Origin of the sequence: Rhodococcus marinonascens NBRC 14363 (genome assembly GCF_001894885.1) — a bacterium.
GTDB lineage: Bacteria > Actinomycetota > Actinomycetes > Mycobacteriales > Mycobacteriaceae > Rhodococcus_F > Rhodococcus_F marinonascens.
On record NZ_BCXB01000004.1, the window covers coordinates 71,691 to 95,829 of the forward strand.

Sequence of the window (24,139 nt, forward strand, 5' to 3'; positions counted from 1 at the left end):
TCGTAGGTCCTACCCTTGTTGCATGGCTACACCCCTGCTCGCGAAGTCCGATGCGGAATCACTGCCCCCGAACCGGGGCGATTCGTCCGCCCTGTTCGTTGTCGGCGGACTCATCGCCGGCCTGGTCGCGGCTATCGTGGTCGGTCTTTCCGCTGCGCAGGCGCTCGTACTGCTGGGGATTCCGGACCCTGGCCCGATCACCACCTATGGGCTGCCGGCGATGCGGGCAGTGTCGGAGATTGCCGCCGTCATCACGATCGGGTCCCTGCTACTTGCGGCGTTTTTCGTGCCACCGCAGAAGTCGGGGGTCCTGGACGTGGACGGCTACCGTGCGGTCCGGACGGCGTCGCACGCCGCGATCGTGTGGGCTGCGACCGCTCTGGTCCTGGTCCCGCTTTCGCTGTCGGATACGTCCGGACAACCCTTCTCCGAGGCGGCCAAGCCGAGCAACGTCTTCAGGTCGATCGATCAGGTCGAACTCGCGAGTGTGTGGCGCTGGACCGCGATCATCGCCATCGTCGTCGCGATCGCGTCGCGGCTGGTGCTGCGCTGGTGGTGGACGCCGATTCTCCTGGCAGTCGCGATCCTCGGCCTGATGCCGCTGGCGTTGACCGGGCACTCGTCTGCGGGCGGTTCGCACGATATGGCGACGAACAGCTTGATTCTCCACCTCGTCGCGGCGTCGCTGTGGGCAGGCGGACTTTTCGCGCTCCTGGCCCATGCGCGGCGAGGTGGTGCGTACACCGAAGTCGCGGCGCGACGGTTTTCTGCGGTCGCCGGTATCTGCTTCGTCGTCATGGCCGTCAGCGGAGTGGTGAACGCGCTCGTTCGCGTCCCGATCGGTGACTTCTTCGACACGACGTACGGCCGCCTCGTGGTGGCCAAGGCTGTGGCCCTCGTCATCCTTGGCATATTCGGCTGGGCGCAGCGCCGTCGGGCTCTGCCCGCGCTCCAGAAGGATCCGACGAGCCGAGGCAACCTGATCCGGTTCGCGGGCGCCGAGGCCATGGTTTTCGGCGCGACGATCGGTCTCGCCGTCGGGCTCGGCCGCACACCTCCACCCGCACCCAGTGCCGTGCCTACCCTCGCCGAGGTCGAACTCGGCTACAACCTGCCAGGGCCGCCGACGTTCGGGCGCCTGATGCTGGACTGGCGATTCGACCTCCTCTACGGCACTGCGGCGATTGTGCTCGCCCTCGTCTACGTGCTCGGATTGCGGAAACTCCGCCGCCGCGGCGACAGTTGGCCGGTTGGTCGGACCGTGGCGTGGATGTGCGGGTGCGCGGTGCTGCTCGTCGCGACCTCGTCCGGTGTGGGTCGCTACGCACCTGCGGTGTTCAGCGTGCACATGGGTTCGCACATGGCGTTGTCAATGCTGGCACCGGTTCTGCTGGTCCTCGGAGCGCCGATCACGCTTGCCTTACGTTCGCTCGATCCGGCAGGTAAGAACGGTGTGCCTGGTCTGCGTGAATGGATCCTGACGGCTCTGCACAGCACGTTCTCCCGGTTCATCACCCATCCCGTGGTCGCCGCCTCGCTGTTCGTGGGCGGCTTCTACGCGCTGTACCTCGGGGGGATCTTCGGCGCCACCGTGGACTCGCACACCGCGCACGTCCTGATGAACCTTCACTTCCTCCTGAGCGGGTATCTATTCTACTGGGTCGCTGTCGGCATCGACCCGTCACCACGCAAGTTGATGCCGGTGACGAAACTCGCGATGGTGTTCGGATCTCTGCCGTTCCACGCATTCTTCGGCGTCGCGCTGATGAGCATGAATACGGTCATGGGCGAGTCGTTCTACCGTTCACTCGGCCTCGGCTGGAACTCCGACCTATTGGGTAACCAGCAACTCGGCGGCAGCATCGCATGGGCGACGGGCGAGATTCCCCTGATGTTGGTGATGATGGCGCTGCTCATTCAATGGTCCCGCAGCGACGGTCGCACCGCACGGCGCGTCGACCGGGCTGCCGATCGCGACGACGACGCGGATCTGGCTGCGCACAACGCGATGTTCGCCGAGTTGGCGCGCCGCGATCGAGAGTCGTGACTGGACCCCGTAGCACGCGCTTGCGACAGGTTTCGAGTTTCTGCGACGTTCGTCGGCGGGTTGTGCACACCCCGCCGACTTCTCCACAGATTCCGGGCGACGGTCGAAACGGCGGGTGGCGGAAGGCACGCTGTGAGAGAAGGTAACCAGCCACACTCACAGGGGGATTCGCATGTACGAAACCCACGGCACCGTCGTCGGAACGGTCATCACCGGCCCTGTCGCACGGGCGAACACGGCGGGCGAAGAGTTCCTGAGCTTCCGGATGGTGAGTACGGTCCGGCGGCGCGACTTCACGACGGGGGAGTGGCGCGACGGCAGCACGCTGTACCTCGCAGTGACCTGCCGGCGGCGGCTGATGGCAGGTGTCGTCCGGTCGATCGCGAAAGGTGATCCCGTGATCGTCACTGGTGAACTGCGCACCACGGAGTACACGACGCGTGACGGTATCGCCCGATCCGGCCTCGAGCTCAGCGCAACCGCCATCGGACCCGACCTCTCGCGGTGCGTCGCCGTCGTCGAACGGGAGCGCCGAAAGGGTTCCGCCGACGCCGCTCAGCTTGATACCGCACCCGACGACACCGCACCCGACGACACCGCACCCGACGACACCGCACCCGACGACACCGCACCTGGCGACACCGCACCTGACGACACCGCACCTGACGACACCGCTCACCACGACACCGCCCCTGAAGACACCGCGGTCACGGACGCGGAAACTTCGGCGAGCGAGTCGCTCGTCGCATAGCCTGCGCGAGGGTGCCGGCGTCTCCCGCGACGTCCGGGGCGCCGGTGCTTACCCGGGAAGTGCCTGATCATGTCGTCGACCCTCCGCGATGCGGGATCGCTGCGCCACACCACTAGGCTGGCCCCATGGCTGAGTTCATTTACACGATGAAGAAGGTGCGCAAGGCGCACGGTGACAAGGTCATCCTCGATGACGTCACGATGAGCTTCTACCCCGGCGCCAAGATCGGTGTGGTCGGACCGAACGGCGCGGGTAAGTCCAGCATCCTCAAGATCATGGCGGGGCTGGATCAGCCGGGCAACGGTGAAGCATTCCTCGCTCCGGGTGCGTCCGTCGGGATCCTCATGCAGGAGCCGCAACTGGACGAGACCAAGACGGTTCGTGAGAACGTCGAGGAGGGCATGGGCGAGACAATGGTCCAGCTCAAGCGGTACAACGAGATCGCCGAGCTGATGGCCACCGACTACTCCGACGAACTGATGGAGGAGATGGGCGAGCTTCAGGAGAAGCTCGACCACGCCGACGCCTGGGAGATCGACTCCCAACTCGAGCAGGCGATGGACGCGCTGCGTTGTCCGCCGCCGGAAGAGATGACCACTCACCTCTCCGGTGGTGAGAAACGCCGCGTCGCACTCTGCAAGTTACTTCTCAGCAAGCCCGATCTGCTCCTGCTCGACGAGCCCACCAACCACCTCGACGCGGAGAGCGTCCTGTGGCTCGAGCAGCACCTGGCGGCGTACCCCGGCGCGATCCTGGCCGTCACGCACGATCGGTACTTCCTCGACCACGTCGCGCAGTGGATCTGCGAGGTCGACCGCGGCCGCCTGTTTCCGTACGAGGGCAACTACTCCACCTACCTGGAGCAGAAGTCTGCCCGCCTCGAAGTCCAGGGCAAGAAGGACCAGAAGCTACAGAAGCGACTCAAGGATGAGCTCGCATGGGTCCGGTCGGGCGCGAAGGCACGCCAGGCCAAGAACAAGGCCCGCCTCGACCGCTACGAGGAAATGGCCAACGAAGCGGAGAAGACCCGCAAGCTCGACTTCGACGAAATTCAGATCCCTGCACCGCCGCGCCTGGGCGACGTGGTGGTCGAGGTCTCGAATCTCGACAAGGGCTTCGACGGCCGGGTCCTGATCAAGGATCTGTCGTTCACCCTGCCCCGCAACGGCATCGTCGGCGTGATCGGTCCCAACGGTGTGGGTAAGACCACGCTGTTCAAGACGATCGTCGGCCTCGAGGAGCCCGACGGCGGCGAGGTGAAGGTCGGGCAGACCGTGAAGCTGAGCTACGTCGATCAGAACCGTGCGGGCATCGATCCGACCAAGTCGGTGTGGGAGGTCGTGTCCGACGGTCTCGACCACATTGTCGTCGGTCAGACGGAGATGCCCTCGCGCGCGTACATCAGCTCGTTCGGTTTCAAAGGTCACGACCAGCAGAAGCCGGCGGGTGTGCTCTCCGGTGGTGAACGCAACCGCCTGAATCTTGCGATGACGCTCAAGCAGGGCGGCAACCTGATCCTGCTCGACGAGCCGACCAACGACCTCGACGTCGAGACTCTCGGCTCGCTCGAGAACGCGCTGGAACTGTTCCCGGGCTGTGCCGTCGTGATCTCCCACGACCGCTGGTTCCTCGACCGCACATGCACGCACATCCTCGCGTGGGAAGGTGGCTTCGGTGATAACGAGGCTGCCTGGTACTGGTACGAGGGCAACTTCGAGGGCTACGAGGCCAACAAGGTCGAGCGTCTCGGACCGGACGCAGCGCGTCCGCATCGCGTCACCCACCGGAAGCTGACGAGGGACTGACCCAGTGAAATCAGACCCGGTGAAAAAGAGGGTCTTCACGTATGAGATCCAGGTCCGGTGGGGCGACTCCGACCGGCTGGGTCATGTCAACAACACTCGATTCGTGGAGTATATGCAGGAAGCGCGGGCGCACTTCCTGTCGTCGGAACTGGCGGCCGTCGGCGCCCGTGCCGGGGCCATGGTGGTGCGCAAGATGGACGTGGATTTTCTGCGCCCGATCAGCGACGACTCCGGGCCGCTGAAGGTGGACGTCACGGTGGTGGATGTCGGTACGTCGTCGTACACGATCCACCACGTCATCACGAACAGGCACGGCGCCGTCTGTGGGACGGGAGACGCTCTCTTGGTCGCGTTCGACGTGAAGAAGGAACGTTCGCGCCCACTGTCGGATGCGGAGCGGGCCGGACTCGAGCGTTACCTCGCGCCGGTCCGCGTCTGCTGACGCAAGGCGGCGGCCGACACCCGATGTCCACTGTTCGTTCCGTTTGCGGAGGCTACCCTCGTGGAGAGTTGCCCTCTGCAAACGGAACGAAGAGAAAGTGAGCATTGATGACGGACTCGGTAGCACTGAGCGATGCGCAATGGGCACGGGATCTGCCCGACGGGCTGAGGTCTCAGGTGCCGACGCTCGCCGCCATGTACTTTCGTCATGTCGACCGCGGCGACAGCGACAGTGCACTCAACGGCACCTCTGACGCCGTACTCGCTGCGCATCTCAAGCTTGCTCTGCAGCGTCACCCGGGACAAGCGGTGACCCGGGTCTACCGTCCGGGCGACGGGCACGATCTGGGTGCATCCGTGCAGATCGTCACAGACGACATGCCATTGCTTGTGGAATCGATTACCACGCTGCTCAATCGACTCGGCATCGGCATCAGTGAATTCGTCCACCCCATCATCTCCGTGCAACGCGAACCGGATGGGGGACTTCACGGAATTCTGTTGGGCGACAGGGGTAAGGGTGCAGGTGAGGGCAGCACCACCGAATCGTGGATTCATGTGCAGCTCGATCCGCGAACCGAATCCGCAGTTCTCGACAGCCTCGACAAGGAAATCGGCACCATCCTCGAAGACGTGCGTCAGGTGGTTCTCGACACCGACACCATGCGCAAACTCGAACGCGATCTTGCCGACGACCTCGAGCGGTCCGCGCCGCGTCCCGGGACGACGAAAGAGGACCTCGAGGACTGTGCCGACCTTCTCCGGTGGATGTCGCAAGGCAATTACGCGGCGCTGGGATACCGACGATTCGAGCTCGGTGAGCCGGACAGTTCCGGGGAGCGGCGCCTGCATGTCGTGCCGGGCAGCGGACTCGGATTGTTGCGCTCCGACTCGGTTACCGAGGGACCGATGAGCCTCCCCCCGGCCGCCCAGATTCCTGACCGTCCACTGCTGGTGCTGACCCAGGGTTCGTTCCCCGCCACCGTCCATCGTGCGGTCTACCCGTTCTTCGTGGGTGTGAGCATCCTCGGCGAGGAGGGGGCCATCGTCGGTGAGCACCGCTTCCTCGGTGTCTTCACCGTGACCGCCTTCCATGAGAACGTTCTCGACATTCCGGTGATCGCACGTCGCGTGCGCACGGTGATCGAGCGTGCCGGATTCCAGTTGAACTCGTTCTCGGGGCAGGCCATGCTCGAGGTGATCCAGTCGTTCCCGCGCACCGAACTTTTCTCGAGCAGCGCGGACACACTGTTCGACACGGTCACCGCCGTGCACAGCATCGGATTGCGGCGGCAGGTCCGACTGTTCCTGCGGGAGGACTTCCTCGGCCGCTTCGTCTCGTGTCTGATCTACCTGCCGCGTGACCGCTACACCACACGGGTCAGATTGGCCATGCAGGATATTCTGTTGCAGGAATTCGGTCCCGGCACATTGGAATACACTGCGCGCGTTACCGAATCCGATCTGGCACTTCTGCACGTCACTATCCGTAAGAGCGCCGGCGAGGAGGGGGACAAGCTCGACCTTTCGCACGCCGACCGGGAACGGGTTCAGGGATTGCTCGAGGAGGCGAGCCGGAGCTGGGACGAACATCTGGAGGATCTCCTGAAGGTCACTCCTGATGTGAATCCCGTTCTAGCGCAACGCTATGCCGAGGTGTTCCCGGAGAGCTACAAGGAGGATTTCGAAGCGTCGCGCGCACTGGCCGACCTCGCTCGGTTGGAGGCACTCACCGCCGGGGCGATCGATCTGCTCCTCTACCGCGACCCGGACGCCCGAGTCGGGCACTGGCGTCTGACCTTGTACGTGGGCGGCGACGGAATCTCGCTCAGTCAGGTCCTTCCGGTGTTGCAGAGCCTGGGGCTGGAGGTCCTCGACGAACGCCCCTATTCGATTCCTCGACCAGACGGCATGACCTGCTGGATCTACGATTTCGGACTGTCGGTGCCGGCGGAACTGCTCCGGTTGTCGGTAGGGGAGGATCTGGATGCCGAGTTGGCGGCGGAGGGAGAGACGGCGGCACCGCGACTGCAGCAAAGGGTGACCGAGGCGTTCGCCGCCGTGTGGTTCGGGCGGGCCGAAGCCGACCGCTTCAACGAACTGATTCTGCGTGCTGGAATGGACTGGCGCCAGGCAGTGATCCTGCGCACGTACGCAAAGTATTTGCGCCAAGCGGGGTTTCTCTACAGCCAGTTCCACATCGAGGGCGTCGCCCTGTCCGATCCTCGTTCGGCGCTCACCCTCGTCGAGTTGTTCGAGGCCATGTTCGACCCCGAGACGCCGTCATCCGATCGGGTGGCCGAACTCGAGGATCGGATGAAGAAGTACATCGACGCCGTCGTCAGCCTGGACGCCGACCGCATCCTGCGCGGTCTGTTCGGATTGATCAAATCCACGCTACGCACCAACTACTTCGTCACAGACGAGGCGGGTGAGCGGCGCAAGTACCTCTCCTTCAAGCTCGATCCGACCGCGATCCCGGAGTTACCGAAACCCCGGCCGAAGTATGAGATTTTCGTCTACTCACCCCAAGTCGAGGGCGTGCACCTGCGGTTCGGGTCCGTCGCACGGGGCGGTCTTCGTTGGTCCGACCGGCGAGAAGACTTCCGCACCGAAATTCTGGGACTGGCGAAGGCGCAGGCAGTGAAGAACGCCGTCATCGTTCCGGTCGGCGCGAAAGGCGGTTTCGTCGTCAAGAATCCGCCGTCGGAGTCGGGCGATCCGGCCACGGACCGGGTGGCGGCACTGCAGGCGGGTCAGGACTGCTACCGGACGTTCATCTCGGGACTGCTCGACCTCACCGACAACGTCGATCACGCCACCGGTGCCGTGGTCCCACCCGATCGGGTCGTGCGCCGCGACGGCGACGACCGCTATCTCGTCGTCGCCGCGGACAAGGGCACCGCAACGTTCTCGGACCTCGCCAATTCCGTTGCCGAACGATACAACTTTTGGCTGGGCGACGCATTCGCGTCCGGCGGGTCGGCGGGCTACGACCACAAGAAAATGGGCATCACCGCGCGCGGTGCCTGGGAAAGCGTAAAACGGCACTTCCGTGAGATGAGTCTGGATACCGAGACGCAGGAATTCACCGTGGTCGGTGTCGGCGACATGAGCGGCGACGTGTTCGGAAACGGCATGCTGCTGAGCAGGCATATCCGACTGGTCGCCGCATTCGACCATCGGCACATCTTCCTCGACCCCGATCCCGACGCCGAAAGGTCCTTCGCGGAACGCTCCCGGATGTTCGTCCTACCGCGCTCTTCCTGGGCCGACTACGACAAGAGCGTCATCAGTGAGGGCGGGGGAGTGTGGGACCGGACTCGCAAGTCGGTCCCGATCAGCGCTTCCGCGAGAGCGGCGCTCGGGCTCGACACCACCATCACCGAACTCTCGCCCCCGGAACTCGTCCGGGCGATCCTACAAGCTCCGGTGGACCTGCTGTGGAACGGCGGGATCGGTACTTACGTCAAGGCGTCGACCGAGACCAACGCGGCGGTGGGAGACAAGAGCAACGACTCCGTGCGCGTCGACGGTATCGACGTTCGGGCCAAGGTGGTGGGAGAGGGCGGCAACCTCGGATTGACCTCCCTCGGGCGGATCGAGTACAGCCAGAACGGCGGACGGATCAACACTGACGCGATCGACAACTCGGCGGGCGTCGATTGCTCCGACCACGAGGTGAACATCAAGATCTTGCTGGACTCGTTGGTCAGCAGCGGCGAACTGCGCGAGGACGAACGTAATCCTCTGCTGGCGTCGATGACCGACGAGGTCGCCGACCTGGTGCTTGCCAACAACATCGCCCAGAACGATCTCCTCGGTGTCGCCCGCGCCCACGCGGTTACGAGGCTCAGTGTCAATCGACGCCAGATCGAGCACCTGGCGTCGCAGCGCGGACTTGACCGGAAACTCGAGGCTTTGCCCACCGATGAGGACATCGCCCGCCGAAAACAGGCAGGGCAGGGACTGACGTCCCCGGAACTCGCCACTCTCACTGCGCACGTGAAACTCACGCTTGAGGATGATCTCCTGGCGACGGATCTACCCGACAGCGAGACGTTCGCGCCCCGGCTCCCGCGGTACTTTCCGACCGTACTGCGAGAGCGTTTCCGCACTGCGATCAAGGCGCATCCCCTGCGCAGGCAGATCGTGGCCACGATGCTCGCGAACGAGACCATCAACAATGGCGGTATCACCTACGCGTACCGACTGGCCGACGAGGCCGGCGCGAGCAGCACCGACGCTATCCGCGCCTACGCCGCGGTCACCGAGATCTTCGCTCTGCCCGCCGTGTGGGGCAGGATCCGTGCGGCGAACATGCCGGCCGACATCGAGGACGAGTTGATCATCGAGTCCAGCCGGGTTCTCGACCGCGCGTCGCGCTGGTTCTTGACCAACCGCCCGCAGCCCCTTGCGGTCGGGGCGGAAATCGCCCGGTACTCGGCAAATTTCCGAGCGCTCGCACAGAAGGTGCCCAAGCTGGTGAAGGGGCACCAGCTCGTGGATCTGGAGGCACGTTCGGGGCCTCTCATCGTCCGTGGAGCGCCGGAGAACATCGCATTCGAGGTGTTCCGGCTGCTGGACCTCTTCTGCCTGCTCGACATCAGCGATATCGCGGACATCGCCGAGCGCGACATCGACGAGGTGGCCGAGCTGTACTACGAACTCGACGCCCACCTCGGGATCGACTGGCTGCTCACCGCCGTGTCCAAGCTCGCCCGCGGGGACCGCTGGCATTCGCTGGCCCGCCTGGCGTTGCGCGATGACCTCTACGGTTCGCTCCGCCAGCTCACCATGGAAGTGCTCATGGGCGGCGAACCCCACGAGACCCCGCAGGAAAAGATCGACGACTGGGAATCGACGAACGCGTCACGGCTGGGCAGGGCTAGGTCCGCCCTCACCGAAATTTTCGAGTCTGGAACCCTTGACCTCGCGACGCTCTCGGTGGCGGCGCGTCAGGTACGCAGCATGGTGCGAGGTGTGGGCACCCGATCGGAGGTACGACGTTGAGCGAGGGTTATCACGCTGAGGGCTATCACGCTGAGGTTGAGGTTCGCTGGTCGGACATGGACGTCTTTCAGCACATCAACCACGCTCGAATGGTGACGTTGCTGGAAGAGGCACGGATTCCGTGGCTGTTCGAGGACGATCGTCCGACTGTCACCTTGCGTGACGGTGCGGTCGTCGCGGATCTACACGTGCGGTACCGCGGGCAACTTCGGCACAGCGATTCGCCGCTCGACGTGCTGATGTGGGTGGAGAAGGTTCGGGCCGTCGACTTCACGATCTGTTACGAGGTCCGTCCCAAAGGCGTCGGCATCTCGGTTCCTCCATCGATCATCGCTTCCACGCAGATCGCGGCGTTCGACGTCGACACTCAGCGGTTGCGCAGGCTCACCGACGGCGAACGCGGATACCTGAAGAGTTGGCAGCGTGTATGAGCGCGTTCTGTCGATCCCGGATCCCGCGGAGCGCGGTGATCTCGCCACGTTCGTGGGACGGGTCGTCAGGTTGGATGAATCGGCGGTAGTCCGGCTCTGTCAGCGTGGCCCCGGCCGACTGACCGTGTGGGCGGCAACCGGTTTCGACGCACTCGTGGTGCGCACCGTGGGCGGGACGATCATCCCGGACGACACGTCCGCGGCGGGCGATCAACTGCTCGCAGCTCTCGAATCCGCGGTGGGTCGCGATATCGATCCGGGATTCTCGATGGATTCGGCATGGCGGGGCACCCTCCCACCGGCAGAAGGGTTCGTCCACGTCGACGATGTCCCGGCCCGGGTTCTGGTGGACCTCGCGCAGCGTGGGGCCGCGCTGGCCCAGGAGCACGGCAGCAGCCACGGACCACCTGCGTCTCTACTCGATCAGGAGGTGCTGCAGGTAGAGGGCGCAAACCAGAAGGCCGGCATTCCGATGCGGGTGGTGTTCGCGCTCACCGCGATGGGGTTCATCCCGCACGCGGGTTCGGACCGGTTGACGGCCGACATCGAACTCGAGCGCATCGCCGCCGCCGAACTGGTGCGAGTTCGAGCGACGCCGTCGTGGCTGAGGGTGGACGCCAGGTTCGGGTCGGTATATCGCCGCCGGGGCGGTGGGATCCCGCTGTCGGTGAAGCGTTAGGGCGGGGTCAGGTCGTCCGGAGCGTGCTGGTTGCGAGGACGGCCGGCGACACGACGTCAGCCGTGACGGCGGGGCTGCGCGTCAGATCAGCCACGCCGCCGCGTTCGGCGGAAGTTGTTCGTCGACGAGGGGCGAGCTGCTCAGTAGTACTCCACCGGGAGGCAGTGAGACGGGCGCTTCGCTGGCGTTGAGGGCGCAGATCAGTCCACCGTCCCTGCGATAGGCGAAGCAACCCGACGGGCTCCCGTACCAGTCGACTCCGGGGCCGGAGAACTCAGGATGGAACGACCGAAACTCCAGCGCGGCCCGGTAGAGGGAGAGTACCGAGTCGACGTCCTCGAGTTGTGCCTCAGCCGTGAGAGCCGACCACTCGGGGGGCATCGGGAGCCAGCTCGCCTTCCCCGTACTGAACCCGAACGGGGGCTCGGTACCTTCCCACGGAATCGGCACGCGGCACCCATCGCGGCCGCGTTCGGTATGGCCGGACCTCTCCCACACCGGGTCCTGTAGCGCGGACTGGGGCAGTTCGACATTCGGCAGACCCAGTTCGGCGCCGTTGTAGAGGAACACGGCACCCGGCAACGCGAGTTCGACGAGCGCCATGGCGCGCGCCCGAGCGATGCCGATATCGCCACCGCCGTAGCGGGTGACTTCCCGTTCGACATCGTGATTCGACAGGGTCCAGGTCGGGGTGCCGCCCACCTGTTCGACCGCGTCGAGCGAGTTCTCGATGGCTTCCCTGACTCGTTCCGCCGAGAACTCGGCCTCGGCGAGCCGGAAGTTGAACCCGAGATGCAGTTCGTCGGGGCGGATGTAGTCGGCGAAACGCTTGTTGTCGCGAACCCAGATTTCACCCACGGCCATGGTGCCCGGGTATTCGTCGAGAACCTTGCGGATGCCGCGGTGGATGTCATGGACGGCGGGGTTGTCGAACCGGGGATCGTCGTCGGTGTTCTGCAGCAGTTTGTTGGACGACCAGTCGTGGTCCGGCAGCCCGTCGGGCTTGGCCATTCCGTGCGCGACGTCGATGCGGAACCCGTCGATTCCCCGGTCCAGCCAGAACCGGAGAGTCTCCGCAAGGTCGTCGGCGACCTCCGGGTTGTCCCAGTTCAGGTCCGGCTGCTCTTTCGCGAAGATGTGGAGGTACCACTGGCCGGGCTGTCCGTCGGGCTCGGTAATCTGCGTCCATGCCGGGCCACCGAAGATGCTCGGCCAGTTGTTGGGCGGCTCCGATCCAGACTCGCCGCGGCCGTCGCGGAAGATGTATCGATTGCGTTCGGGACTGTCCGGAGACGACCGTAGAGCGGCCCGAAACCACTCGTGCTCGACGCTGGTGTGGTTGGGCACCAGATCCATCGTCACTTTGATCTGACGGGCGTGTGCGGCCTCGATCAGTGCGTCCATCGCTGCGAGGTCGCCGAACAGTGGATCGATGTCGCGGGGATCGGACACGTCGTAGCCGTGGTCGGCCATCGGTGAACGCATCACCGGGCTCAGCCAGAGTGCGTCGACACCGAGCAGTTCGAGGTATCCCAGTTTGTCCCGCACTCCTTCGAGGTCGCCGACACCGTCACCGTTCGCGTCGGCGAACGAGCGGGGATACACCTGATAGAAGACAGCTTCAGACCACCAGGGCGCCGACAGCGTGCCGTCGGCGGGCAATTCGACGGGAGTGCTCACAAGTGCCCATCGTGCCAAAGGTTTCGCACCATTACGACTCGACCGTGGATCGGTGTGGGCTGATTTGGTGTGGCCTGGATCGGCGTGGGGCACATCAGAAGGCCGAGTTCACCATGGACGCCGCAGCCATGTCCATGTACTCGGTGAGGGCTCGGCGGTGAGCGTCGTCGAGAGTGTCGGAGTCGATCGACGCGATGGCCGTGTGCATGCACCGAAGCCACGCGTCACGCTCGAGCGGGCCGATCTTGAACGGCTGGTGGCGCATCCGTAAACGCGGATGGCCACGCTCTTCGGAGTAGGTGTGCGGCCCGCCCCAATACTGCTCGAGGAACATCCGCATCCGGCGTTCGGCCGGGCCCAGATCTCTCTCCGGGTACAGCGGACGCACGATGTCGTCCTTGGCGACTTCTTGGTAGAACCGCTCGGTGAGTCTGCGGAACGTCTCGGCTCCGCCGACTGCCTCGTAGAAGGTTTGCTGCACATCAGTCATGTCGCCAACCATTGTGCACGTGGGCGGGTGAACGGTCTCTCCGGCCGTCCGTTCACCAAAATGTCCTGCATTTTTGTCCGTAATGGACGTGCGCGAGCAGGAATTTCGTGGTCCACTAGGTGGCAATCTCCTGGAGGTCGCATGAAGAACCGACACAGTGCTCGCACGCACCGACAACTTGTGCCCACTGATACCCGGAGTGCCGGGTCTTCAGGGGCGTTTGCTTTACAAGTGATCACCGAAGGCTCCGCGCAGTGCGCCGGGCCTTCTTTTCCTGGCGGCGGCGGCGCGGTTCCACTCTGGATCAAACGTCGGGTGCTTCTCCTGAACGTCACCTATGAACCGCTTACCGCCCTTCCCGCTCGACGCGCCGTGGTCCTGATGACCTGCGGAAAGGCCGACACCGTCCACGAGGACCCCCAGGCCCCCGTCGTTCACTCGGAGCAATGGTCGGTTCAGGTGCCGTCCGTGATCCGCCTGCGAAATTACGTCCGCGTCCCATATCGCGCACGCATCCCGATGACTCGCGCAGCCCTCATGCACCGCGACCGGTTCAGGTGCGGATATTGCGGTGTAAAGGCCGAGACGGTCGATCACGTCGTACCGCGCAGTCGTGGTGGTGAGCATTCGTGGGAGAACTGCGTGGCATGCTGCGGACCTTGCAATCATCGCAAGGCCGACAAGATGCTCAGCGAACTCGGGTGGACGCTACGGACTGCCCTGGTACCGCCGTCGGGTCCGCACTGGAGACTGCTCGCATCCAACAGGGACCTCCATCCGTCCTGGATGCCGTATCTCGGTGAAGGTGCCGCCTGAGCGTCCCGTTGGTTCGGTACTCGAACTTTGGCCCTGACGCTTTCCTCCGCACCGTTCTGGGCTACCGTTTGCTTCGTGAGCATTCTCGAGACAGTGCTGATATTTGTAGGACTTCCGGCGTTGATCACCGCCTTCTTCGCGGCGACGTCGTACGTCGGTAAGAAGACGTCGGGTGCCGTGCCGCCCCCGTTCCGCCTCGGCGAGGAATGGACGCACGCACCGGTGCTGTGGAGCGCAGTCGACGAGGTGACCACACACGGTCATCACGGCGGGCACCACGCGGCCCCGGCCGACTCGGCAGATCTGATTGGAGGCTCGGCAAGTGGCAAGTGGTGACCTGATTTCTGCATCCGCAACATCCGACGAAAGCCTGGCCGCCGGCAGGGTGGAAAGCCTTCCTGTCGGCAGCGTCGTGACCGCGAGTGGCCGCATCTCGGGTGTGCACCGCGCCGGCGAGCCGTTCGTCGACGACCTGCCGTTCACGTCGGACGAGCTCGTCCGCCTCGACGTTGCGCTCACCGAGTGCACCCGCAAGACCAAGGTGCGGTTCAACGTCTACATCGGCGATCTCGGTGACGACACCGCGGCCGGAGCCGACGCGATGTTCTCCACGACACCCGAGGCGGAGCGTTCCGTTCTCATCGCGGTCTCGCCCAACCAGCGCACGATCGAGATCCGCAGTGGTCGCGCCGTGGCCGGCCGGGTCACCGATCGCGTGGCCCAACTCGGCACCGCAGCTGCCGTCTCGTCGTTCGGGGACGGCGATCTCATCGACGGTCTGGTGAGTGCCACCCGCGTGATGAGCGCGGCGATCACCAGGCCGTAGCCCGTGCTCGAACCGACGGGAATCTGGCGGTGCGGGTTCCCCTCGGTGCAGTGATTCCCGACCTCTGCCGGACAGGGCAGAGGTCGGCGACGGATCAGCTCGCGTCGAACTTTCGCGCTGCGAGCGACCGGACGATTCCCGCGCGGCCTTCGAGGACGAGCCGGCGCAGGGCCGGCGGGTGGTCACCTGCGAGGAACTTGTCTGCGGCTGCGGCGGACTGGTCGCTGATCGACCACGACGGGTACAGCCCGACCACGACGGTCTGAGCGACCTCGCTCGACCGCCGGTCCCACACCGCCGGGATGTCGGCGAAGTAGCGGGTCACATACGGTTCGAGGATTTCGGACTGCCCGTGACCGGCAAATCCACCGATGATCGAGCGGGCGGTGATGTTCGGTAGGGAATCATCGCCCACCACCCGGTTCCACGCCTGTTCCTTCACCGCGGCCTGTGGTCGGAGCGCGGCTGCCGCGGCGGCCAAACGGGCGCCGGCCGCGGTCGGGTCGCGTTCGGCTTCGGTGTCGATGAACGGAGTCTCGATACCGTCGGCGTCGATCTCACCGGCCCCGGCGAGTGCGGCGACGATGCGCCAGCGCAGATCGGTGTCCACGACCAGCCCCGGCAGCCCGACCGTCTCGGGTGCGGCGTCGAGCAGTTCCTCTAGCACCTCAGTGTGCCACGCGGACAACTGGGCACCGGTGAGCGCGTTCATGAACGCCAGCTGATGGTCCGATCCGGCGTCGGCTTCCCGGGCTAATTCGAGCAGCCGGTTCGCGTAATCGGGCCAGCCGTGTTCGGTGGCCCAGCCGGGTTCGGCGTAGCTGTGCAGCGCGGTCTGTGCCTGCATCAGCAGGCGCGTGACCACACCCACCTCGGTTTCCGCGTCGATACCCCTCTGAACAAGTGCGACGAAGTCGCGTGCCTTGAACTCCGACTGACGCGTCATCTCCCAGGCCGCCGACCACACCAGGGTACGGGGGAGGGATTCGGCGATGTCGCCGATCCGTTCGATGGCGGTTGCGAGTGACTCGGGATCGAGTCGCACCGAGCAATAGGTGAGGTCGTCGTCGTTGACGAGGATCAGCGGGCCGCGATCGACTCCGACGAGTTCGGCCACCTCGGTGCTCTCGGCGGCGTCGAGGTCGAGTTCTACCCGCTTCGCGCGAACGAGCTTGCCGTCGCGGTCCTCGTACACGCCGATCGCCACACGGTGCACCCGTCGTTCCCCTGCGCCCGGCGCGGCGCCGTCCTGCAGTACCGCGAACCGGGTGAATTTTCCGTCCGCGTCGACGTCGAAATCGGGGCGCAGGATGTTGAGCCCGGTGGTCTTGAGCCACTGGGCGCCCCAGCCCGACAGGTCGCGGCCTGAAGACTTCTCGAGTGCGCCGAGCAGGTCGTCGAACGTCGCGTTATCGAATGCGTGCTCACGGAAGTACTCGCGCAGTCCGGAAAGGAAGGGCTCGAGCCCGACGTACGCAACGAGTTGCTTGAGGACGGACGCACCCTTGGCGTACGTGATGCCGTCGAAGTTCACTTCGACGGCGGCGAGGTCGGGGATGTCTGCGGCGATGGGGTGCGTCGACGGCAACTGATCCTGCCGGTACGCCCACGACTTCTCGATGTTGGCGAACGTGGTCCAAGCGCCGGTGTATTCGGTGGCCTCGCTCTGGCAGAGCACGGAGGCGAACGTGGCGAAGGACTCGTTGAGCCAGAGGTCGTCCCACCAGCGCATGGTGACGAGGTCGCCGAACCACATGTGCGCCATCTCGTGCAACACGGTCTCGGCGCGACGTTCGTACGACGCCCGTGTCACCTTGGACCGGAATACATAATCCTCGAGGAACGTCACCGCCCCGGCGTTCTCCATCGCGCCCGCGTTGAATTCCGGGACGAACAGTTGGTCGTATTTTCCGAACGCATAGGGAATGCCGAAGTTGCGGTGGTAGAACTCGAAGCCCTGCTTGGTCTCTGTGAACAGGCGCTCGGCATCCATGTGCTCACCGAGGGATGCGCGGCAGTAGATCCCGAGGGGGATGTCGCCGTGCTCGTCGGAGTAGGTGTCGGTCCACTCCGCGTACGGACCTGCGACGAGGGCGACGAGGTAGGTGCTCAACTTCGGGGTTGTGCGGAAGATGTGCCGGCCAGGGTCGGCCGCAACCCTGTCGACGGTCGGCGAGTTGGAGATCATCTTCCAATCGGCCGGAGATGTGACGTGCACGTCGAACGTCGCCTTCAGGTCGGGTTGGTCGAAGCAGGCGAACATGCGTTTGGCGTCAGCAGTTTCGAACTGCGAGTACAGGTAGACCGCGTCGTCCGTCGGATCGACGAAGCGGTGCAGCCCCTCACCGGTGTGCGAGTATTCGCAGTCCGCCTCGACGACCAGTTCGTTGCGCTCTGCGAGTTCGGTGAGCGTGATGCCGGTGGACTCGTCGTAGTTCGAGACGTCGACGGGCGCGCCGTTCAGCGTGGCCGAATGTACATGGGCCGCGACGATGTCGACGAAACTGGACGCGCCGGGTTCGGCGGCGAACGTGATGGTGGTCCGCGAAGAGAACGTTTCCGTTCCGGGTTGACCTGTTCCGTCGGTGAGGTCGAGTTCGATGAGGTAGTTGTCGACGGTCAGCAGCCCGGCTCGTTCGGCTGCCTGTTCGCGGGTCAGGTTCGGTGGGGCCACGGAGGTCTCCTCGTGATCGGCGGCGGTGCTCGTACCATCCCATCACGAGTGGGGCGGAGGCGTTAGCCTGGCAGGTCGGTCAGCGGCACCGCTGGGTCGGCCAGGCGGTCGGGGTCGATCGGCGCAGAGGAAGACACCAGTTGCCGGATCTGATCGGTGGCGTCCCAGATATTGACGTTCATGCCCGCGAGGACGTGGTTGTCTGCGTCGAGCCAGAACGCGAGGAATTCCCGTCCGGGAAGATCACCGCGCACGACCACCCGTTCGTAGGAATCGGGTGGCGCATAGCCCGTGTACTCCATGCCCAGGTCGAACTGATCCGTGAAGAAGTACGGCAATTTCGCATACTCGGCCTTGCTTCCCAGCATGGTGGCTGCGGCCACCGCCGGCTGGTTGAGCGCGTTCGCCCAGTGTTCGACCCGGATCCGAGAATCCAGTTGCGGATGGAGTTGCGCGGCGATGTCGCCCACCGCGACAACGTCTGGGTCGCTTGTCTGCAGCCCCGCGTCGACGAGGACTCCGCCGTCGACCTCGAGTCCTGCTCGCTCCGCGAGTTCGATGTTCGGGGCGGCGCCAACGGCCACCAGGACGGCGTCGGCGGGGAGGACGGTTGCATCACCCAGTCGCACGCCGATCGCCCGCCCGTCCTCGACCACGATCTCGTCGACCTTCGCACCGAGATGCAGCTGAACGCCGTGTTCATGGTGCAAATCCGCGAATACCTTGCCCATCTCGCGGCCCAGCGAGCCGCTGAGCGGAGTTTCGGCGGCTTCCACCACCGTCACCTCGGCACCCTTCTGGCGCGCAGAGGCCCCCACCTCGAGGCCGATCCAGCCCGCACCGATCACCACCAGTCGTGCGCCGCCGGCGACGGCCTCGATCAGACGGTCCGATTCGTCGACGCTGCGGAGATAGTGGACGCCCTTGGCGTCGGAACCGGTGATCGATGGTCGGCGCGACCGCGAACCCGTGGCGAGAGCGAGCTTGTCGTACCCCAGCGTGGAACCGTCCGGCAGCGTGACGGTGTGGGCGGCGAGGTTCAGGTCGGTCGCGGTGGTGCCGAGCCGCAGATCCACGTGGTGATCCCGATACCAGTCCCCGTGGTGGACGGTGAAATCACCGAGAGACTTCTTGCCCGCGAAGTACTCCTTGGAGAGGGGAGGCCGCTCGTAGGGGAGATGCTCCTCTTCCGAAAGCAGGACGATTGAACCGTCGAAATCTTTGTCACGCAATGCTTCCGCTGTCTTGGCCCCGGCGAGGCCACCGCCGACGACGACGAACGTGCGAGTGGACGTCATGTGAGAGCGCTCCCTTCTGGTCGACCGCTTTCGACAGTACTGCCGCGTGCGAGGTCCGCGGGAAGGGTTCTCGTCGGGGAGGTGTTGACACTGTAGGAACTGTTTACATTACCTATAGGGAGCAATTACGTGAGTGCTGGTACGAAGGTTGGGACTTTCGAGTCTGGAACTGTCAAGGACACTGCGGACTTCTGGTTCGACCCGGTGTGCCCGTGGTGCTGGATCACGTCGCGATGGATTCTCGAGGCCGCCGAGGTGCGGGACATCGAGGCGAGGTTCCAGGTGATGAGCTTGGCCGTGCTGAACGAAGGTCGTGACCTGTCCGAGGAGTACCTCGAGCTGCTGGAGAAGGCATGGGGGCCGGTGCGCGTGTTGATCGCGGCCGCGCAGAAGCACGGTGACGAGGTCCTGTCGCCGCTGTACACGGCGATGGGCACCCTCATCCACGACGATGGAAACAAGGATCTCTCATATGTCATCGAGAAGTCGCTCGCCGAGGTCGGACTTCCGCCCGAACTGGCGGCGGCCGCCGAATCGACTGAGTACGACGCCGCGTTGCGCGAGAGCCACGCCGCAGGGATGGACGCAGTCGGACCGGACGTCGGAACCCCGACCATCCACGTCAATGGTGTCGCGTTCTTCGGGCCTGTCCTGTCGCGCATCCCGCGGGGTGAGGACGCAGGCAAGGTATGGGACGGCGTGGTCGCGCTGGCCGGTTACCCGCACTTCTTCGAACTCAAGCGCACCCGAACCGAGGATCCCCAGTTCGACTGAGCGGGCAAGATCGATCGAGAGGGACTCACCGTAGCGCGGGCCCGACCGGATCTGCCGTGTACTGCAGTTGCTGCGGGTCGCGATAGATCTGGTCGGGTTTCGTGAACAGGTGTCCGTGCCGGTTCTGTTACGCGGGGCTGCGGCGCGCCAGGTCGGTACCGGGTGCTCAACCCGACTGCTCCGCTCTGCGACCGCGCCTGACAGAATCACCTGTCATGCGCGTATACCTCGGTGCCGACCATGCCGGATTCGAACGTAAGAACGAGATCATCGAACACCTCACCGCTGCCGGACACGAGGCGGTCGACTGCGGCGCTCACGTCTACGACGCAGTCGACGACTACCCCGCCTTCTGCATCGAGGCGGCCCGCCGCGTCGTCGCGGACGAGGGCAGCCTCGGCATCGTGCTTGGCGGCAGCGGCAATGGTGAGCAGATCGCGGCCAACAAGGTGCCCGGTGCGCGGTGCGCGCTGGCGTGGAGCGTGGAGACCGCGCAACTCGCGCGCCAGCACAACAACGCCCAGCTGATCGGCATCGGCGGACGCATGCACACGCTGGAGGAGTCCCTCGCGATCGTGGACGCCTTCCTCGCCGCCGAGTGGTCGGGCGAGGAGCGCCATCAGCGCAGGATCGACATCCTGTCCGATTACGAGAAGACCGGCGTCGCGCCGGCGCTGCCGGAGGCCTGATCACACGTGCCTGAGGGGCACACACTGCACCGACTGGCACGCCTGCACCAACGCAGATTCGCCGGCGCACCCGTGCGGGTGCTCAGTCCACAGGGCAGATTCGCAGGCGATGCGAAGCTCGTCGACGGACGCGTTCTCGTGAAGTCGGAGGCCTGGGGTAAGCACCTGTGGCACCACTACGAGTCGGGGCTCGTGGTGCACGTTCACCTCGGCCTGTACGGAGCGTTCACGGAGTCGGCGGTTCCGATGGAGCCGCCGGTCGGGCAGGTCAGGATGCGGATGATGGGTGCCGAATTCGGTACCGACCTGCGCGGCCCGACAGCCTGCGAGGTCCTTCATCCGCCGCAGGTCGCCGCCATCGAGGCGCGGCTCGGACCGGACCCGCTACGTAGGGACGCAGACCCCGAAAGGGCCTGGAAGCGCATCTCGGCATCCAGTGCCCCGATCGGGGCACTGCTGATGGATCAGGCGGTCATCGCGGGAATCGGCAACGTGTATCGGGCGGAGTTGCTGTTCCGGCATTCGATCAACCCCGAGCGGCCCGGACGTGCGCTGTCTCGCGCCGAGTGGGAAGAACTGTGGGCCGATCTCGTCGCCCTGATGAAGGTCGGGGTGCGTCGCGGCAAGATGCACGTCGTGCGGCCGGAAGACGACCACGGCGAGCCGGCGTACGCAATGGACCGTCCCCGGACCTACGTCTACCGGCGCGCGGGCTCACCCTGCAGGATCTGCGGCACTGCCGTAGTGCACGCCGTCCTGAAGGGGCGCAATCTCTTCTGGTGCCCGGTCTGCCAGCCATCCTGACCGGGCCTGCCCCTCAGAAGTCCAAACCGTCGAAGAGACCCCCGCCGCCGTCGTCCATACCGCCGGCGTCGCCGAAGCCGCCGCCGCCGTCGATACCGCCGCCGCCGTCGATACCGCCGGCGTCGCCGAAGCCGCCGCCGTCCATGTCACCACTTTCGCCGGCTCCGCTCTCGAACGCCTGGGCGTCGTATCCGACTCCGGACATTCCGGAAAACATTGCAGAGAACAGGAACATCGACCCCATTCCCCAGGCACCGGCCACGAGGGCAGGCTTCCACCACGGCTCGGAGTACCAACCGGCTGGGACCGGGCGTCCGGCGACGCGGCCGCCCGGGTAGTAGTTGGGGGTCGTCGACGAGGGGTTGGGTGACGCCGCGACCTGCCGTCCCTCGAACTCGACCTCGCGGTCCTCGGTGACCTGGCCCGCGGATTTCTGGCCGTCGATCGAGGGAATCTCCGGGCCGGGGTCCATTCCCATCGCAGTTCGGGCGGCGCGGATGTAATACAGGCCCTCCAGTGCGGTCTGCTTGGCGAGCCGGGCCTGTACGGGGGTGCTTGCCTGATCGATCTGCGAGCCGGCAGCCGTGTAGCGCTCGGAAGCGTCCGCCAGGGCCTGTTGCGAGGCGGCGTCGGACCCGACGAGTTGGTAGACCTGGCCGCCGAGACGCTCGATGGGCTGACGGGCGTCCGCCTTGGCGTCGTCGAGCTGGTTGGCCGCGTGTCCGGCCCGGTTGTTGCGGCTCTTGACCACCAGGAAGGCCGCCGCTGCCACGATCACGACGATGAGGATGAGTTCCACGTGGCGCCTCCAGAGCTTCGCTAGCCGTGAGTCCGGGACGAATCGGACATTCGCCAGAGTACCGACCCGCTGCGGTGTTACGCGCTAGGCGAACATCCTGTGACCGCACGGGAGTGGCAGTCGGGACCTGTAACAGCTCAGCTGTGACGCATGTCATGCGGGAATATCGGTGCGACCGGTCGCTTGCGGTGAAAGAAAAAGGAGCGCCCCATGAAAAGAGGACGCTCCAGTTGAGGGGATGACGGGAATCGAACCCGCGTAATCAGTTTGGAAGACTGAGGCTCTACCATTGAGCTACATCCCCGCGCATATGACTAGCTGGATTACAAGCATGTCGTCTGCGATGTCAGACTGTACCCAACCTCGCTTTGGATTTCATAATCGGGGGGCCGTAGGATTCTTCCTCGGGTCCTCGCGAGGTTGGCGAGATCCGGCTTCGACCGGGGTGTAGCGCAGCTTGGTAGCGCATCCGCTTTGGGAGCGGAGGGTCGCAGGTTCAAATCCTGTCACCCCGACCAGAACCACAGGGCAGGAAACTGCCGCACAGTAGAAGCACGACCACACGAAGGAGCCAGTCCGTGAAGAGCACCGTCGAGCAGCTCAGCCCGACGCGAGTCCGTATCAACGTTGAGGTGCCCTTCGAGGAGCTCAAGCCTGATTTCGACAAGGCCTACAAGGCCCTCGCGCAACAGATCCGTCTCCCAGGCTTCCGCCCAGGTAAGGCACCGGCCAAGTTGCTCGAAGCTCGTGTCGGTCGCGGCGCCGTCCTGGAGCAGGTCGTCAATGACGCACTCCCGTCCCGTTACTCCGACGCTGTCGCCAGCGCTGCGGTAAAGGCCATCGGTCAGCCCGAGATCGAGGTCACGAAGATCGAGGACGGCGAACTCCTCGAGTTCACCGCCGAGGTCGACGTGCGTCCCGAGATCGCGCTGCCCGACTACAGCACGCTGAGCGTTACCGTCGATCCGATCGAGATCACCGAAGAGGCCGTCGAGGAGCAGCTGCTGTCGCTGCGCCAGCGTTTCGGCACCCTCACCGGCGTCGATCGCGCCGTCCAGGACGGAGACTTCATCTCCATCGACTTGGCGGCCACCGTCGATGGTGAGGCAGTTCCCGAGGCCACCGCCAGCGGGCTGTCGCACGAGGTCGGTTCCGGTCAGCTCATCGAGGGCCTCGATGAGGCCGTCGTCGGCGTCAAGGCCGGTGAGTCCAAGGAGTTCACCTCCACGCTGGTCGCCGGTGACCACGCCGGTACGGAGGCGGTGGTTACCGTCACCGTCGGTACCGTCAAGGAGCGCGAGTTGCCTGCCGAGGACGACGAGTTCGCTCAGCTGGCGAGCGAGTTCGACACCCTGGACGAGTTGAAGGCTGACCTGCGTGAGCGTGTCGGACGTGTCCGCAAGGTCGAGCAGGCCGGTGAGATTCGTGACAAGGTCCTCGACAGCCTGCTCGGGACCGTCGAGGTACCGCTGCCCGAAGCTGTCGTCAAAGCCGAGGTCGACGCCGCGCTGCACGACGCCGTTCACGGTCTCGATCACGACGAGGAGGCGCTGAACAAGCTCCTCGAAGATCAGGGCACCAGCCGCGAGGAGTTCGACAAGGACGCGAAGGAGAGCGCCGAGCGCTCGGTAAAGACCCAGTTGCTGCTGGACGCCATCGCCGACGCCACCGACGTCACCGTCGGTCAGGACGAACTCACCGAGCGCATCCTGTTCCAGGCGCAGCGTTACGGCATGGCGCCCGAGCAGTTCATCCAGCAGATCCAGCAGGCCGGTCAGCTCGGCGCCATCTTCGCCGACGTGCGTCGGGGCAAGGCTCTCGCCGGTGTCGTCGAGCAGGCGACCGTCACTGACACCTCGGGTGCCGCAGTCGACACCGCCGAGTTGTTCGGCAAGGGTGAGGCCGAGACCGCCGAGTCTGCGTTGGATTCAGCCGAGGGCGAAGACCAGAAATAGTGCTGGTCGCGGGGGATTTCCCGCGTATTCGGTAGCGGATCGTTTTCCGCTTTCAGCGAAGTAGGGCGGCACCGGGACTCCGGTGCCGCCCTACTTGGTTAGTGTCTGTGTCAGCAATCAACGATATACGGAGAAGGCAGGTACCGTGACTTCCAATCACCTGGAGA

General features: G+C 65.0%; 19 protein-coding genes and 2 tRNA genes. 15 read left to right on the plus strand and 6 right to left on the minus strand.

Annotated features, from left to right (window positions below; genetic code table 11):
• The first annotated feature begins 22 nt into the window (after positions 1-22).
• The 7 genes from RM2_RS05365 (at position 23) to RM2_RS05395 (ending at position 11,167) form a co-directional block, all read left to right on the plus strand.
• Entirely contained in the window at positions 23-2,047 is a 2,025-nt protein-coding gene (locus RM2_RS05365; protein WP_072687813.1) for a bifunctional copper resistance protein CopD/cytochrome c oxidase assembly protein, read from the plus strand.
• A gap of 172 nt (positions 2,048-2,219) precedes the next feature.
• Positions 2,220-2,798, plus strand: coding sequence for a single-stranded DNA-binding protein (locus RM2_RS25070; protein ID WP_084721647.1), 579 nt, complete (start codon positions 2,220-2,222; stop codon positions 2,796-2,798).
• Between the two features lie 125 nt (positions 2,799-2,923).
• Entirely contained in the window at positions 2,924-4,603 is a 1,680-nt protein-coding gene (ettA, locus tag RM2_RS05375; RefSeq protein ID WP_072687814.1) for an energy-dependent translational throttle protein EttA, read from the plus strand.
• A gap of 19 nt (positions 4,604-4,622) precedes the next feature.
• Positions 4,623-5,045 (plus strand): acyl-CoA thioesterase, encoded by a 423-nt coding sequence (locus tag RM2_RS05380; RefSeq protein ID WP_072687903.1) that lies wholly within the window; start codon positions 4,623-4,625, stop codon positions 5,043-5,045.
• Positions 5,046-5,152: 107 nt separating this feature from the next.
• Entirely contained in the window at positions 5,153-10,057 is a 4,905-nt protein-coding gene (locus tag RM2_RS05385; protein WP_072687815.1) for an NAD-glutamate dehydrogenase, read from the plus strand.
• Entirely contained in the window at positions 10,054-10,488 is a 435-nt protein-coding gene (locus RM2_RS05390; RefSeq protein ID WP_281250400.1) for an acyl-CoA thioesterase, read from the plus strand. Before RM2_RS05385 ends, RM2_RS05390 begins: the two co-directional genes overlap by 4 nt.
• A complete protein-coding gene (locus tag RM2_RS05395; RefSeq protein WP_072687817.1) occupies positions 10,481-11,167 on the plus strand; it encodes a DUF8010 domain-containing protein in 687 nt (228 codons plus the stop codon). The genes RM2_RS05390 and RM2_RS05395 overlap by 8 nt, the downstream gene beginning before the upstream one ends.
• Before the next feature lie 81 nt (positions 11,168-11,248).
• Here RM2_RS05395 and RM2_RS05400 read toward each other — a convergent pair whose 3' ends face one another.
• Complete coding sequence (locus RM2_RS05400) at positions 11,249-12,847, minus strand: glycoside hydrolase family 13 protein (RefSeq protein WP_072687818.1); 1,599 nt, start codon at positions 12,845-12,847, stop codon at positions 11,249-11,251.
• Between the two features lie 94 nt (positions 12,848-12,941).
• On the minus strand, positions 12,942-13,337 hold the full coding sequence (locus tag RM2_RS05405; RefSeq protein WP_084721654.1) for a globin: 396 nt from the start codon (positions 13,335-13,337) through the stop codon (positions 12,942-12,944).
• Positions 13,338-13,478: 141 nt separating this feature from the next.
• Between RM2_RS05405 and RM2_RS05410 the strand changes: the two genes are divergently transcribed.
• From RM2_RS05410 to RM2_RS05420, 3 genes are all read left to right on the plus strand, one after another.
• Positions 13,479-14,153 (plus strand): HNH endonuclease, encoded by a 675-nt coding sequence (locus RM2_RS05410; protein WP_174553827.1) that lies wholly within the window; start codon positions 13,479-13,481, stop codon positions 14,151-14,153.
• Between the two features lie 75 nt (positions 14,154-14,228).
• The gene (gene ctaJ / locus RM2_RS05415) at positions 14,229-14,489 is read left to right on the plus strand and encodes an aa3-type cytochrome oxidase subunit CtaJ (protein ID WP_072687904.1); all 261 of its coding nucleotides are present in this window, start codon (positions 14,229-14,231) and stop codon (positions 14,487-14,489) included.
• Complete coding sequence (locus RM2_RS05420) at positions 14,476-14,979, plus strand: DUF5130 domain-containing protein (RefSeq protein ID WP_072687821.1); 504 nt, start codon at positions 14,476-14,478, stop codon at positions 14,977-14,979. Before ctaJ ends, RM2_RS05420 begins: the two co-directional genes overlap by 14 nt.
• A 94-nt stretch (positions 14,980-15,073) precedes the next feature.
• On the opposite strand, the gene pepN is transcribed toward RM2_RS05420, so the two are convergent.
• Together pepN and RM2_RS05430 are read right to left on the minus strand one after the other, a co-directional pair.
• The gene (gene pepN, locus RM2_RS05425; protein ID WP_072687822.1) at positions 15,074-17,653 is read right to left on the minus strand and encodes an aminopeptidase N; all 2,580 of its coding nucleotides are present in this window, start codon (positions 17,651-17,653) and stop codon (positions 15,074-15,076) included.
• A gap of 62 nt (positions 17,654-17,715) precedes the next feature.
• Complete coding sequence (locus RM2_RS05430) at positions 17,716-18,951, minus strand: NAD(P)/FAD-dependent oxidoreductase (protein ID WP_072687823.1); 1,236 nt, start codon at positions 18,949-18,951, stop codon at positions 17,716-17,718.
• A 129-nt stretch (positions 18,952-19,080) separates the two neighbouring features.
• Between RM2_RS05430 and RM2_RS05435 the strand changes: the two genes are divergently transcribed.
• From RM2_RS05435 to RM2_RS05445, 3 genes are all read left to right on the plus strand, one after another.
• A complete protein-coding gene (locus RM2_RS05435) occupies positions 19,081-19,725 on the plus strand; it encodes a mycothiol-dependent nitroreductase Rv2466c family protein (protein ID WP_072687824.1) in 645 nt (214 codons plus the stop codon).
• Between the two features lie 215 nt (positions 19,726-19,940).
• Positions 19,941-20,414 carry a ribose-5-phosphate isomerase gene (locus RM2_RS05440; RefSeq protein WP_072687825.1) on the plus strand — a complete coding sequence of 158 codons (474 nt, stop codon included), beginning with the start codon at positions 19,941-19,943 and terminating at the stop codon, positions 20,412-20,414.
• Positions 20,415-20,420: 6 nt separating this feature from the next.
• Positions 20,421-21,218 carry an Fpg/Nei family DNA glycosylase gene (locus tag RM2_RS05445; RefSeq protein ID WP_072687826.1) on the plus strand — a complete coding sequence of 266 codons (798 nt, stop codon included), beginning with the start codon at positions 20,421-20,423 and terminating at the stop codon, positions 21,216-21,218.
• Between the two features lie 13 nt (positions 21,219-21,231).
• On the opposite strand, the gene RM2_RS05450 is transcribed toward RM2_RS05445, so the two are convergent.
• Positions 21,232-22,017: a hypothetical protein gene (locus RM2_RS05450; protein WP_072687827.1), complete on the minus strand. Its 786-nt coding sequence runs from the start codon at positions 22,015-22,017 to the stop codon at positions 21,232-21,234.
• 233 nt (positions 22,018-22,250) lie between these two features.
• Positions 22,251-22,321 (minus strand) — tRNA-Gly (locus RM2_RS05455).
• A gap of 137 nt (positions 22,322-22,458) precedes the next feature.
• On the opposite strand from RM2_RS05455, the gene RM2_RS05460 reads away from it, so the two are divergent.
• Both RM2_RS05460 and tig read left to right on the plus strand, forming a co-directional pair.
• Positions 22,459-22,535: transfer RNA gene (locus RM2_RS05460), tRNA-Pro, on the plus strand.
• A gap of 60 nt (positions 22,536-22,595) precedes the next feature.
• On the plus strand, positions 22,596-23,972 hold the full coding sequence (gene tig, locus RM2_RS05465; RefSeq protein WP_072687828.1) for a trigger factor: 1,377 nt from the start codon (positions 22,596-22,598) through the stop codon (positions 23,970-23,972).
• Positions 23,973-24,139: the final 167 nt, after the last annotated feature.

Bases quoted from the DNA above. Each gene is read 5' to 3' on its own strand.
- RM2_RS05385 (WP_072687815.1), top strand. From the start codon at position 5,153: ATGACGGACTCGGTAGCACTGAGCGATGCGCAATGGGCACGGGATCTG.
- ettA (WP_072687814.1), top strand. From the start codon at position 2,924: ATGGCTGAGTTCATTTACACGATGAAGAAGGTGCGCAAGGCGCACGGT.
- RM2_RS05405 (WP_084721654.1), bottom strand. From the start codon at position 13,337: ATGACTGATGTGCAGCAAACCTTCTACGAGGCAGTCGGCGGAGCCGAG.
- RM2_RS05430 (WP_072687823.1), bottom strand. From the start codon at position 18,951: ATGACGTCCACTCGCACGTTCGTCGTCGTCGGCGGTGGCCTCGCCGGG.
- RM2_RS25070 (WP_084721647.1), top strand. From the start codon at position 2,220: ATGTACGAAACCCACGGCACCGTCGTCGGAACGGTCATCACCGGCCCT.
- RM2_RS05440 (WP_072687825.1), top strand. From the start codon at position 19,941: ATGCGCGTATACCTCGGTGCCGACCATGCCGGATTCGAACGTAAGAAC.
- RM2_RS05365 (WP_072687813.1), top strand. From the start codon at position 23: ATGGCTACACCCCTGCTCGCGAAGTCCGATGCGGAATCACTGCCCCCG.
- RM2_RS05410 (WP_174553827.1), top strand. From the start codon at position 13,479: ATGAAGAACCGACACAGTGCTCGCACGCACCGACAACTTGTGCCCACT.